10 protein-coding genes and 1 tRNA gene are annotated in these 13,542 nt (G+C 48.8%); 4 read left to right on the plus strand and 7 right to left on the minus strand.

The features are described from left to right. Positions 1–17 precede the first annotated feature (17 nt). Positions 18–1,502, minus strand: a complete 1,485-nt coding sequence (locus tag P8J86_06070; GenBank protein MDG2054256.1) for a hypothetical protein — start codon at positions 1,500–1,502, stop codon at positions 18–20. A gap of 332 nt (positions 1,503–1,834) precedes the next feature. Between P8J86_06070 and P8J86_06075 the strand changes: the two genes are divergently transcribed. After that, a tRNA-Arg gene (locus P8J86_06075) sits at positions 1,835–1,908 on the plus strand. Between the two features lie 317 nt (positions 1,909–2,225). Continuing rightward, positions 2,226–3,644 (plus strand): hypothetical protein, encoded by a 1,419-nt coding sequence (locus P8J86_06080; GenBank protein MDG2054257.1) that lies wholly within the window; start codon positions 2,226–2,228, stop codon positions 3,642–3,644. A gap of 18 nt (positions 3,645–3,662) precedes the next feature. On the opposite strand, the gene P8J86_06085 is transcribed toward P8J86_06080, so the two are convergent. From P8J86_06085 to P8J86_06110, 6 genes are all read right to left on the minus strand, one after another. Beyond that, positions 3,663–3,854: a hypothetical protein gene (locus tag P8J86_06085; protein MDG2054258.1), complete on the minus strand. Its 192-nt coding sequence runs from the start codon at positions 3,852–3,854 to the stop codon at positions 3,663–3,665. Between the two features lie 25 nt (positions 3,855–3,879). After that, the gene (locus tag P8J86_06090) at positions 3,880–5,592 is read right to left on the minus strand and encodes a DUF885 family protein (GenBank protein ID MDG2054259.1); all 1,713 of its coding nucleotides are present in this window, start codon (positions 5,590–5,592) and stop codon (positions 3,880–3,882) included. A 160-nt stretch (positions 5,593–5,752) separates the two neighbouring features. Continuing rightward, entirely contained in the window at positions 5,753–6,319 is a 567-nt protein-coding gene (locus tag P8J86_06095) for a DUF308 domain-containing protein (protein MDG2054260.1), read from the minus strand. A gap of 410 nt (positions 6,320–6,729) precedes the next feature. Continuing rightward, positions 6,730–6,870: a hypothetical protein gene (locus tag P8J86_06100; GenBank protein ID MDG2054261.1), complete on the minus strand. Its 141-nt coding sequence runs from the start codon at positions 6,868–6,870 to the stop codon at positions 6,730–6,732. A gap of 167 nt (positions 6,871–7,037) precedes the next feature. Next, on the minus strand, positions 7,038–8,624 hold the full coding sequence (locus P8J86_06105; GenBank protein ID MDG2054262.1) for a hypothetical protein: 1,587 nt from the start codon (positions 8,622–8,624) through the stop codon (positions 7,038–7,040). A 202-nt stretch (positions 8,625–8,826) separates the two neighbouring features. Further along, positions 8,827–10,992, minus strand: a complete 2,166-nt coding sequence (locus tag P8J86_06110; GenBank protein ID MDG2054263.1) for an amino acid permease — start codon at positions 10,990–10,992, stop codon at positions 8,827–8,829. A 237-nt stretch (positions 10,993–11,229) separates the two neighbouring features. Between P8J86_06110 and paaN the strand changes: the two genes are divergently transcribed. After that, positions 11,230–12,945 carry a phenylacetic acid degradation protein PaaN gene (paaN, locus tag P8J86_06115; protein MDG2054264.1) on the plus strand — a complete coding sequence of 572 codons (1,716 nt, stop codon included), beginning with the start codon at positions 11,230–11,232 and terminating at the stop codon, positions 12,943–12,945. Next, positions 12,932–13,540, plus strand: a complete 609-nt coding sequence (locus P8J86_06120; GenBank protein MDG2054265.1) for a hypothetical protein — start codon at positions 12,932–12,934, stop codon at positions 13,538–13,540. The genes paaN and P8J86_06120 overlap by 14 nt, the downstream gene beginning before the upstream one ends. Positions 13,541–13,542 lie beyond the last annotated feature (2 nt).

A 13,542-nucleotide genomic window follows, 5' to 3' on the forward strand; every position in this document is an offset into this window, starting at 1 on the left:
GCATGCGGATACACCAATTACCGATGATCGATGAGTACGCTCGGCGCGCTATTGATGAGTATGGTTGGATTCTGAGATAACGATCGAGCAGGTTTTGCGTTAATCATTGTCCAGGCCGTCATGACACCGAGTAAACACGCCAAAATAAATGGGCCTATAAGACGGCCAATATATCTTCCATGATTATTCTGAATCGTTTCAGAAATTGGTCGTATGTCAGGGCCACCTAAACGGGTGCAAGCAGCCATGATGGGCAGCAGCATGAGTATAAAAGGTTCGTGATAGCGTTGCCATGCAAATGAGTTGGCGCTTTGAGCGACAATAAATGCAATCAACGTAACCAAGATGATCCATCGCTGTCGATGGGGCAGAGCTGCCCACCATAGGAACAGGCAGACGCTACCTGCTGCGGAGCCCAGTACCAATACAATACTGCGATCGTTTATTGTTGGGGTGCTGCGTACGGCGGACCAGAACCCGGAAGATCGCCCCGCTTCCGCGCTGAAGCTTGTTTCAGGAATAATGGCAAGCAAGGCGCCAAGAATAGCGGCTGCAATCAGAAACACAGGTGCGCGCTGTGCAACATGGCGTAATGCAGGTACGAGATAGGCAATGAAGAACAGCGAGAAGAAGCCGAGCTGGGCCAGAATAAAAGCTGGCGTGGCTGGATTGCCGGCTTGTTGATTCCCAACGCCTTCTTGAAAACTCGGTGGAACGAGGCCGCCCCATAAGAGGATGAGCCAGCCAAGCAATAGAAATGCAGGTAGAGTGACGACCCCGGAGATGATCAGTCGTATCAGTGCTGATCTCGGTTCAGCGAGATATAACTGTTCCGGTGATCGCCTGTGCATTGCAGCGGGGCCAAGCCAAGCGGCGGCCCATATGGGCGCCGCAACCCAGATATGAACTTGTCTTGTAAAAACCAGCGCGAGCAGAATCAAACCGCTGATCAGTAAGAGACGATAGTTCCAGCGCTGTGAGAGACTCAGCAAAATAATTGCTAAGACACCCCACCAGCCTGCATTGTCTGGCAAGAGATAGGCACCTGACACAAAGACATACATGGACACGACGAGTGGTAAACAGCAAAGAGTGGCCTGCAAGGTGCCAAGTCTTCTGCCAGCCCAGAAGGCAATGGTGATCAGAAGTCCAATCGTAAAAAGAGCACCAGTCAATCTTAAGAAAATACGATTCTCACTAATTGACATAGAAGCAAGGGATAGTCCTAGGTGATATCCCGGTGCGGTTGATGAAGCATAGTCTGTGAGATCAGGGGCAGGCCACTGTGTCTGAAAAGTACGAATGGTTGGCTCGTGATAGTTGTTGGCATCATGAGCCGCTCGGCCTCGAGTATCGTCAGACAAAATAAGCGGTAAAGCCGCAGCTAAGAAGACAAGTACCACAATTGCTGCAGCCCATCGGCCAGTCAACTGGGCGAGGTGAGAGCCAGTGGCGGTTTGACTCGCATCTTTGGCTTTGTTGTGCTTGGATAGGCCGTTCATACTCAATCTCTTTTTGATCCATCCTGCTTCTAAATATGGAGTCTCGTCGGGAATGCCATGCAGGAAGGCGGGGCTTTATAACATTACTCTCGTCGACCAGAAGATGGTCTCAAGATGATGATTCTCCGCGTCTGGACAGAAAAAGTAGAGCATGCTGCCAATTCGGATCAAACCCACACGGAAGTGTCAGCGATTTTGCTAAAAAAGCGATGGTTGATGATCCTGCTATGACTATATGCGCTCCGAAGATGTAGAGGCTGCAATAGCGAAGGCATAGAGCATTCCCAGTGGCTTTCTCACGCTAAACTATCTTCAGAAACAGAAGTACTCATGCACCCGTAGCTCAGCTGGATAGAGCACCGGTTTCCTAAACCGAAGGTCACAGGTTCGAATCCTGTCGGGTGCGTTGCCCCCCCTGTAGAAAAATAAGCAAATAATTGCCCCCATGCGTGCACAATAACGCGTTGTTCGATGTGAATGTGTTGTAGCAAAGGGCGTATAGCTGTACATGAGATATTGCTGCGCTTTTACTTAGTCAGTATGTCTAACAAGATTTCGCTTACTGCAATGATGCATTGAGTAGGCGACATAACTTGTAAGGAAAGGTAATTCGATAGTACAAGGGTTGATCTTTTTATAATCAAGTCATTCAGTCTGAATGGAAATGGAGCAAGCTCTGTATTGATAGTCATCAATACAAGCTATTTCACAAGGAGACTGGACATGCTCAATCGACTTATTTATCTGCTGCCACTCTGTATTCTTACGGCGCTCCAAGGAGACACATTGGAAGTATGCCACGAAGGCTGTGCCTACAAGAATATTCAGTTGGCGATTAATGCAGCCAACGATGGTGATCAGATCAATGTTGGTCCTGGCTATTTTAAGGGTGGTATCAATACACTCGGAAAAGCAATTACCATCTCTGGGACATCCTATTCAGATGGGGGCGCAACGTATATCGACGCAAACTATGAAGGCCCTGGTATCACCTGCAACAGTGGTGAAACATGGGACACACAGATGTACCGTCTTCGTGTGATCAATGGGGTTGGTTACAAAGGTGGGGGCGCTTTCATCAGCAATAGCAGTCCTTATATAGCGGCCTGCACATTTTCTCACTGTAAAGCTATGTATGGTGGCGGTATGTACATTGAAGGAGGCCATCCACTGATTGCGTCTTTTTTCAAATACAACAAAGCTGAACAGGCTGGTGGTGGCATTTATGCGCACGGTGGAGCTGAAATTGAGATGTTGTATACGAGCATACGCAATTGCAGTGCTGAGGTTGGCGGCGGTATGTTTTTGAGTGATACAAAGGTGAATCTCGAATATGCAGAAATCAAATTGAATAATGCATTGTATTCCGGCGGAGGCATTTACGCCTTTGAGAGTGACATCAATCTGAAAGAGAGTGATTTCTACAAAAACTTCGGATATCGAGGCGGCGGTATTTATGGATCTGAATGCACGCTGATCGAGACAGGTTCAAAGTTTTCTGATAATGGAGCGGAATATCTCGGCGGTGGGTTTTACTTTGAATATTCGACAATGACAATGGATGGAACCAGCTTTGTTCATAACAAAGCAACTCAAGGTGGTGGTCTGTTCGTATCACATGGCACGCTTCAAATGACGCATTGTGGAATGGTCTTGAACGGAGCGTACATTGGAGGAGGCGCGGTTATCAACGCTGATTTGGCAGAGTTGTCTGCTTGCGCATTTAGCCAGAACAAGTCACATGCAAATGGCGCGGGCCTCCTAAGCGCAGGTGAACAGGTCTTGATAGATGGTTGCATGTTCACCCAGAACAATGCACAAACCACCGCAGGCGCGATCTTTTATGGTGGCCCTTCATCTACTGAAGTAACAAATTCTATCTTTTGTGCGAACACGCCAAACAACTTCGATGGTCAAGAAGTTGCAACATTGTCATACGATGATGGAACGACATTTATGGAAAGCTGCCCGGAATGCCCAGGCGATGTAGATGGTGATGGTGACATTGATATGGATGATCTCATCGCATTATTGGAATCCATCGGGGCTACAGGTGCGCACCCAGCAGATGTGGATGGAAACGGTATTGTTGATTACGACGATCTGGTTGAGCTCGCAAAAAGTCTGGGGGGCAGCTGCTAAGTCTCAACGTTGAGAGTGCTAACTACCACAATCAAGGCAGCGCATTTCTGCAAAGATTGCGTCAGCCAGGTCAGTGCGATCACGAGCGAAGTTGATCAGACACCGAATGGCTTTGCCTTGATCTGGCAGTCCATACTTACTGATGACTTCTTCGAGGAACGCGATTTGATCGGCCGTCATTTCGAGTTCGCTGGATTGCTTCTCTGGCATTTCGGGAATCCTCGTTGATGTTGTCTTATGTAGATGAGGCGAGCAGACCATTGTGTTCAAAGACACGTCTTAGGAATGCCACGGGCATATTACCTGATTCCAAAAAGACCTTGTGGAAACATCGGTCTAAATCAGTGCCCTCAAGTGCACCTTTTTGGGCTGCTGCCACATCTCTTTTGAGCTCCCAAACCAGGTGGTTCCCTGTCAGGTAGCCAAGTGGTACGCCACGTTCGAGACTGTACCAGTTGAGCTCTGTCTGAACACGGTCCGGCGTAAAGCCAGTGACAGCCTGAAGTAAATTGCCTGCTGCTTCGAATGGATCGTCAGGTGAAATATCACAGGGAATACCGACATCGAGGTAGGTTCGATCGCCAGTCATAAAGAACAGATCAATTCCAACCCGTGCACCGATACGATTAATCTCACGTTTGGCAATAAATCGTGCTTCATCTGTTAAATCACCCATAAGCCCGATGTCGAGTAAATAGTCCTCAAGCATGGTGGTCCAGCCTTCACACTGGTCAGTTGCCTCCATGTGACGGCGGATCGTTGAGCGATGTGCAGCGGCAGTTGCAAGATGCAGATGGTGACCCGGTATGCCTTCATGGAGCATCATGCCAGGAATACTCAACTCAGTATGTTCATCAAGAAGTGATTCGGCCAATGTGAGATACACCAGGCTCGTGCGCGTGCCATCCCGGAAGGGTGCCGGCGGTTCCATTGCTCCAGCAGGTATTGTGGGCTCCATAAAGGATGGTGTTCGTAAGATACGCATTTCTTGGTCTGCGGGAATTGGGAACAAAGACTGTTCATCAATGAAACTAAGGATGCGCTCTTGCTCTGTGCGGTATCGACCAAGAATTGAATCCAGACCATCTTGCTCGATTTGAACACGAAAATGTCTGTTGAGTTGGTTTTGTAGCCCTGCAACGTCGGTCCCTAAAGCGAGGTCATAGCGTTCGACGAGGCGCTCATGGAGACCATCGATGATCATGGCATTTTGAGCTAGAAAGTGTGTTGCGAGCTCGTGAAGTTGTTCAAGACTTAGTTCAATTCCAGACAATGACACAAGCTCACGGGTTGGCTGGTCACCTAAATGAAAGTCTCTCTCTGTCGGCATTTCCTGAAGGCGCTGGCCGTATGCTTTCATTGCATCGGTTGCAAGTTCGGCGGTACTTTTGAGCGAGTCTCGATCAGCCCATTGAATATGCTCTGCCCAGTTGTTTACGGAATCAAACAGCAGCGGTAGACCATCTAATGTCTCGAGCTCGATGGTGCGCCATCGGTCGATTGGATGATCAAGTCGGTCAATCATCGCGTTCAGATAGTCAGGCACTTGCTTGAGTCGATCGGTGATGTCTTGGAGGCGATCACCATCTGGTCGTGGGTCATTGGCGAACATAAAGAAAATCGGATCACCGATTTCTTCACCAGCTTCGGGGAGTTGCTGATGTCTGGTTCGGTCATTAAAGACCCATGTGAGTTCGTGCACTTCACTTGCAAGCATTAATTGGGCGAGTTCAAGGTCGATGTTTTGGTCAAAGTCCAAGCCTGTTTGATCAATGTCCTTTATGTCTCTGAGTAGTTTGTTTGCTTCAGCAGCGCAAGCATGGGCCTCAGAGAGCGATGGATCTGGCAATTGTCCCAGATCTTGATCAAGACCAAGAAACACACGCCGATTGGGGTTACGTGTGAAGTGCTTATGAAATGAAGATTCGAACTGTTCAAAGGGAGACATAAAAAAGGCTTCCAGAAGGTTGGGCCGCACAGATCGTCAATAGGTACATGAAGTCAGGGGAATGAGATAGATTAGCCTCATCACGTTCATAGCGGCGTATTGGGCTGACGTATCTCAGTTTTTAGGCATTGAGGCGGGCTTACAAGCAGAAGTTTCTTGATTATCCCGGACGGCGGAGCAGCATTCCTGCCCAGCAAAAGATCAAACCGCGTAGAAACACGCCAATCCCAAACAAGATGGCAATGAGAAGGGTGGCATCTGCAGGAAAGCAGAGTATGAGCACGCCGATGATGGCTGCTAATAAGCCAGAGAGCACGGCAAACGGGGCATGTTCCTGGTCCATACTAAAACCAGAGATAGACTCCAAAACGCCAAGTACCAACAAGATGAGGCCAAAGATCCACATGAGGTTGATCACTCCAACCTCACCCATGATGACCAAGATAAGGCCGAGCGCAAAGATCGCGATTGGCGCGAGCCAAATGATGGGTGGATCACCAGCCTGTGTTGCGTAGTAGACACGCACGGCGCCGACAACGCCCCATATGATCAACATCCAACCGAATATCAAATCAAAGATTCTGATGCCGGCTTCGGGACTAAAGATTGAGATAAAGAAGATAGCCAGACCGAGTAGGGCCATCACGATGCCATCGATGACGAAGAGCCACCAATAGTCATGCATACGTGCTCGTAGTTCAGCAGCTGTGGGTACTTCTGTGTTCATTGCCTTGTCTCTCAAGCTAATTGTTGGCCCTGCGTCTCTTTTTAATATTCCACCATTCAAAAGGACCAATCGGTCTGTCACTGACTCAGGGAAGCCAATGCTTCTGGACCATGGAATATCATCAGCATAAAGAGAATACAGCCAGACTGCACTGTGTCTTTATTGATCAGATCTGACCTCATTGGACTGGGGCTGGATTTTTCCACGATGAAGTTGAGATGGGAGGTCGCATTGATCTCTTGAAAACGCGCTTTAGGAGCCTTTTGGCACATCTGTGATCAGCAAAGCTGTGAGGCCACCAAGATGCTTCGATTGAAAGCAACTTATGGAACCTAATTCAAATCTTTGTAGAGGCTTACGCGTGATAGCTGCGGTGATTTACGGCCCTACATATCTCAATAGTCTCTTCGCTATTCCATTTCCTGGTTGGCTTCGCTGGGAACCAAGCGTCCAGCTTCATCATTCTGTGCAGCGAGGCTTTTATTACATTCAAACCATGACAAAATGGAAAAGAACACGATGGTCGCGGCGAGTAATTTAATCCTGTTCAATTGTCTAGCCGCCTTCTTCTGGAAATGACTATTTGGCTACATCTGAAACTTTCAGATCTCTACTGAACAGGCATTGACGAGCGTCAGCTTCGTCAATGCCTGTGATGCCATTATGCCCCTGAAGCACCGTGCGGCAACGAGGTGCAATGATCTTGCTTCAACGCTGCTCAAGGAGTCGCTTGCGCTCGTTTGGAAGCAACTTCTTTATAAAGGGCTAGGTCTGCCTCTAGATTGGTAGAGATTGTCAAGCGGTATTGATTGGCCTTTGAAGTGATGCGGGTTGTCACAGGCGCAGGCGCTCCATTGCCAACGTTGAATGGTGATGCCCCGATGCGGTGTAACTGTTGTGCAAGCACACGTAGGTCCATGGTCATCGCCATGCGGGTGTGGCCCCAATCAGCTTTCATGGCTTTAGAAAATTCTACGGGAACTGGTCCAGCCTTCCCAGACTTAATCGTCTTAAGAGCGCTGCTTGATTTTGAATCACCACCCATCACAGCGGCCATGCCTATATACCCATGGCCAGATACACCAGTGATATTAAAAGTACCTGGGAAAAAGCTCGTGAGCTGCTGATAAAACGCTGCAAATGGGTTGTTATCTTCTTGAGCAGATGCATCAACTTCGAAGCTGGCATTGAGCGTTATGTCACTGTTCTCAGTCGTCATTTCATGTGAAGACATTTTGATGCCATAAAGCACTTCTTCAGACTTCCATTCTTTCATAGAGGCATCAAAGTACGCTTTGGGATCATCACTTGCGGTGACCATGAACATGCTCATCTGTTTATTTTTGCTGTTATCACCTTGGATATTGACAGATAAAGCGGAGCCATCCTTCATCGTTGCCATCACAGCCTTCGCATCCTCAAGGCTCTGAGTGGCTGCCTTAAGCTGCTTGTCGTTAATGCCAGCCATCGAGTCGAGTAGCCACGTCTGATCGAGATTAATGAGGCATTGCATAAGATCCAGATCCATGGCGGCATACATCATTTCACCGGCTGGAAGGTAGCTTGCCAGAGATGAAAGGGCATCTGAATTCGATGTCTTGGTTTTATCATCACTATCGAAGGTAACTTGCCAGATCATCTTGGTGTCTTTGAAATCAAGCTCAGTGGCGAAGTCAACCTGATTTATATCTTTTGTAATCTTGAGAAAATCAGCGGCGTCATTATCCGGAGTCTTTGCTATTGCCGCATCGAGCATTTTCATATTCAAACGGAAGGTGATGTCACCTGGCAGCATGTCTTTTACAATCGCAGGCGCTTTGGCTGACGCCTTCAACTCAGGCTGAGTTGTTAATGCGACGTATTCAGAGTTAGGGAGAAAAACCAACTGGGCTTTTTGACTGCTTGCTTCAGATCCAATTTTGACGTTGTCTTTTGTCGCGCCCTTGATGGCGAGGATCAATGTCATGTAAGGATCATTGGCGTTGGGATCTGCAGGTGCACCTATCGCCAGCATTATGGGTCGTGACATATCAATTGGTTGCTTCGTTTCAATCAATGGGGCAAGCTGGCCGTTGAGGTCGCCCTTGAGAATTGAGTTGGTCATGTCAGGCTCGATGGCATCGCCAATCTTAAGAAGCTGTTGGCGTAGTTGCTCAGGCGAATCGATAGCCAAAACAGCGAGAGCGTTACTTGGTACCAGCCGCCCAGCTTCATTAACCTGTGCATTAGAGCCCTTGTCACATCCGACAACGGTAAAAATAGCGATAAAAGAAACCGCAGCGCAAAGCGATTTGATCCTAGTCATTTGTATTGCCTCTTCTTCCGGAATTCCTGACTGGCTGCATCTGGAAGCTCCAGATCCCCACAGAACAGTCAAGACCAAAGTGTAAGGGGTGACGCTACGATCAGGTGCTGGGCCTGAACCTATTCTGAATATAATCCAAGTGATACTTGACCAGTCTTTAGGTCTTCGGGCTGCAAGATCTTGTGATCCAAATGGTTAGCGGTCACTGATCAGATGCCGAGTCCTCGCCTGTAACAAGCTCTTTTCGCAGCAAGCGAATGGCATCCGGCTCACCGATGGTTGTGATTCGGTCGTCTTCTTTCAGGACCGTACGGCCACGGGGCACAATCATTTCACCTTGGCGCTGGATCAGGGCCACCAAGCAGCCTTCGGGGAAGCCGATATCTCGAATCGCCTGCCCGATGATTTGGTGTGCAGCGGATCCTCGCTGCAGCTCAATGGTGAGGTACCGGTCATTTCGTAGTAAGACTTCCTTGATGGTGTGGCCGTTGGAAGCTTTGAGCCAACTCTCTTTGAAATCACTTTGTTCGACGCGTCCAGCGAGCTGGGCAAGTAAACGCAGATGTTGGCCTGGGTCATCATCTGGACTGACTAAGAAGAAGAGGGCTGTTACGCGGCGCGTTGTACTGTTTTCAGTTGCCACTGCACCCATTTCGATGTCAACACCGTCTCGCACCCGGACAATAAACATATGAGGGATATCAATATCCGCAAGTCTGATGTGAGGTAATGCGACCTCACCGGTGACAGGTGTTGCACCAATGCGTGTTCCTTCTAGAAAGCTCTGATTAAGTTGATTGGCATCTCTTTCTAAAAGAGTGGCAAACTTCTCTGAAACGAAACCCGTGATTTCTTCAAAGGAGGTTCCCTTTTTCGCATCCATTACTGAAGCCATCGCGACGACCTCATCAAAGGGGTCTTCGTCACGCAGTCCCTTCTCTTTTAGGATCTCACGAAGTTCAATATCAAGACCTTCGAATCGACGCCTTCCAAGTCGTTCGAAGACATGATAGATGGCACCATGTCGTCTTACACGTGGGGCTGCATACCAGCGATACCACAAGATGCCAATGACTACTAAACCTGCTGCAAACAAGGCGGGCATCCAACCCATCAAGATAATCAGCCAACATAAGGTAATGATGCCAACGATCTGCAACCACGGATAAAATGGTGCTTTCCAACCTGGGTCATAAGACTCGATTTGACTTTCGCGCATGATAATCACTGCTAAGCAGAGCATGGCAAACATGACCAACTGAAAGGCGCTGGCAAGTTTGGCGATCTTGAGCGGATCAAGGAAAAGCACGAAAATGACAATGGTTACCACACTCACTATGACAGCGAGTACGGGTGTGCCTCGGCGATCAAGCCGACCAAACGCTTTTGGTAGTAAGTGGTCACGACCCATCGCCATGGGGTAGCGTGACGAGCTCAGAATGCCAGCATTCGCCACGGACGCGAAAGCCATGATTGCGGCAATTGAAATCACAACAAGACCGGCAATGCCGGCAAAGTTGAGAGCAGCATTGGCAACAGGTGTTTTGAGTGGAAGGCCTTCATCGCCAGTGGCCATCTCATCAGTACCCAGTACGCCAACCATTACCACTAAACTCAATACATAGATCACCACGACTGTGCCAAGTGAAAGTAACAAACCTTTTGGGAGAGTTCGTTCTGGGTCTTTAACCTCTTCTGCAACACTGATGACTTTCGTCGCCCCAATAAAGCTAATAAAGACAATTCCAGTTGTTGCCAAGACGGTCTGCATCGCACCACCAAAGGTGTCATCTTGTGGATCTATCTTTAGAAACGGCTCAAAATTTTGGCTCTCTAAAGAGAAGAGCCCCCTGATAATGAAAAGAGTCATTATCAAAAGTACGCCAACAACCAGATAGACCTGCGCTTTTCCACTTGACTTTGCACCCACAAGATTGATCAAACCAAACAAGAGTGCAATGACGACCGCAATGAGTTTGTAAATCCAGCTGTGCGTGTCTGATCCAAAGACCAGGGCAATGTAGGCACCCATGCCAACCAGTGCAAAGGACGCTTTAAGCGTTAACGCTAACCATGTTCCTAAGCCGCCGATGGTGCCAGCAACGGGTCCGAGACTGCGATCTAGAAAGTAGTATGTTCCGCCTGACCGGGGCATCGCGGTTGCCAGCTCAATCTTGCAGAGCATGGGCGGGATAAACAACAAAGCGGCCACAATATAGGCCACAATAAGGGCCGGGCCCGCCATAGCGGCGGCGAAGCTGGGCAGCAAAAACAAGCCAGCACTCAGAGTGGTTCCTGTTGCTAATGCGTAGACCTGAAAGAGCGAAATTTCTTTCTTAAGTCGCTTTTGTCGTTGGGGAACAGCCATGGTTACTAAGAATTGTTCAATATCAATACGTGGGTGTCAATGTCGTACGTTACTGCTGCAGAGCAGTGTATCTTTATAAACCTGATTTATGCTTCATGATCATGACTTTCACCTCAAGATCGATAGCTATGCATGCCAGCAGTGCATAGCGTATTATGACCGCTCTGCGGTTGAAGAAACTCAGTGGGGCGGCCAGGAAAAGATGCCCCCTAGACCCAATATTCAAGGACTACCAAAGTGAGCAGGCCGTTTTTTGATAAACATGAACAGACATTGGCGGCAGCCCTTGAGGCTATCGCGAAGCGAGGGTTTTTTAGCGCCTATGCCGAAGTACCGAGTCGGAAGGTCTATGGCGAAACTGCCATGGAGGATGGGCAGTCGTCTTTTAAGGCCAGGCTAGGGAAGCCCTTTGCACTGTCCAGCCCTGCCGGCCACCCTGGATCAAACTGGATTGGACATGAAGTGTCTCCATATGGCATTGAGTTGGGAATCACCTATCCCAGCGCATCGCCGATAGAGGTTATTAACGCTGCGGAAGAGGCCAGTAAGCAATGGCGCCAAACAGAGATTGAAGAGCGTGTCGGTATTTGTATGGAGATCTTGGCCAGGCTGAACCAGCAGAGTTTTGAAATGGCCTTTGCTGCAATGCACACCACAGGGCAGGGCTTCATGATGGCATTTCAAGCGGCAGGCCCCCACGCACAGGATCGTGGGTTGGAAGCAGTCGCTCAAGCTTATATTGCCATGACCCAGGTTCCACCAGTAGCAGTATGGCGCAAGCAAGTAAGCAAAACTGATGTTGTTTCAATGGACAAACGTTATCGCGTTGTGCCCAAAGGAATTGGTTTGGTGATTGCTTGCAGCACCTTCCCCACATGGAATACCTATCCAGGACTCATGGCAAATCTGGCGACAGGCAACGTTTGCATTCTGAAGCCTCACCCAGATGTCATATTGCCAGTAGCGATGACTGTTCAAACATGTCGTGAGGTACTTAGTGAGGCGGGGTTTGATCCCAACGTTGTGATGCTTGCTGTTGATACAGCTGAAGAGCCAGTTACCAAATCATTGTCCTCTTCGCCCGAAGTAGACATTGTTGATTACACAGGCAATAGCGAATTCGGCCATTGGATCGAGACGCATGCAACTGGTGAGATCTTCACCGAGAAGGCTGGTGTAAACTCAATTATCATTGACTCGATTGATGATTTCAGAGGTATGACAAGCAACATTGCCTTTTCTCTTTGTCTTTACTCTGGTCAGATGTGTACAGCACCGCAGAATATCTTCATTCCCCAGAAGGGAATCGAGACCAATGATGGCCACAAGACCTATGAAGAGGTCGTGCAAGGTATTGTGAAGGCTATCAATGGCTTACTAAAAGATCCTGACCGAGCAGCAGAAGTGCTTGGTTGTGTGCAAAGCTGCGCGACTGCGGATCGCATTAAAATGCATGCATCGTCGGGGGAAACGGTGGTGCGGGCATCTGAGGATCTCATTAACCCCAAGTTCAAAGATGCCCGCGTACGTTCGCCGCTTATTCTTTCAGTCGATGTGAGTGATGATAAGCACTATAGCCACGAGTCTTTCGGACCAATCTGCTGGATGATTGGCACTCAATCGACACAAAATAGTGTTGAAGTTGCCTCGCATCTGGCACGAGTGGTTGGTTCTATTACCTGTAGCATTTATTCTCAAAGCGATGAAGTGCTGGCACAAGCAAGTGACACAATGGTTGAAGCTGGTGCATTGGTGTCTTGTAACCTGACTGGCCCCCTCTATGTCAATCAAACGGCTGCCTTCAGTGATCTGCATGTCTCTGGACTTAATCCATCTGGAAATGCCACACTCTGTGATGCTGGATTTGTGACACGACGTTTCCGCATCGGACAAAGTCGTATGCCAATGACTGAATTGGCTGATCAGAAAGAGCCGGCTCATGCCAGCGTTTGAGTTTGAGGGTATTCGCCCAGTTGTTGATCCCACGGCTTTCGTACACCCGAGCGCTGTTCTGATTGGTGATGTCATTATTGGTCCTGGTTGCTTGGTTGGACCATGTGCGGTACTGCGTGGTGATATTGGCCGACTGATTATGAAAGAGGGCAGTAATCTGCAAGACACATGTGTCGTGCACTGTTTTCCTGGCCGTGACACGGTTATTGAAGAAGAGGGACATGTTGGCCATGGGGCGGTGCTCCACGGATGTCAGATTGGTCGCAATGCGCTGGTGGGGATGAACGCGGTCATCATGGACGAAGCAACCATTGGCGAAAATAGCTTTGTGGCAGCCATGTCTTTTGTGAAAGCAGGGACAGTGGTCCCCCCGAACTCGGTTGTGGCAGGTATTCCCGCCAAAGTCATCAAGACATTGAGTGAAAAAGAAGTCGCTTGGAAGCGAGAGGGTACAGGGCATTATCAATATCTTGCTCAGCGGCATCTCGCGACAACCAAAGAGGTCGAACCATTGGCAGCGATGGAGGCAGATCGCAAACGTGTGCCTCCGCTAGGGTACGAGCCCAAGCACGAGCGTGATAGCAACGAAAAGTAGTT

The organism is Phycisphaerales bacterium (genome assembly GCA_029268515.1).
GTDB lineage: Bacteria > Planctomycetota > Phycisphaerae > Phycisphaerales > SM1A02 > JAQWNP01.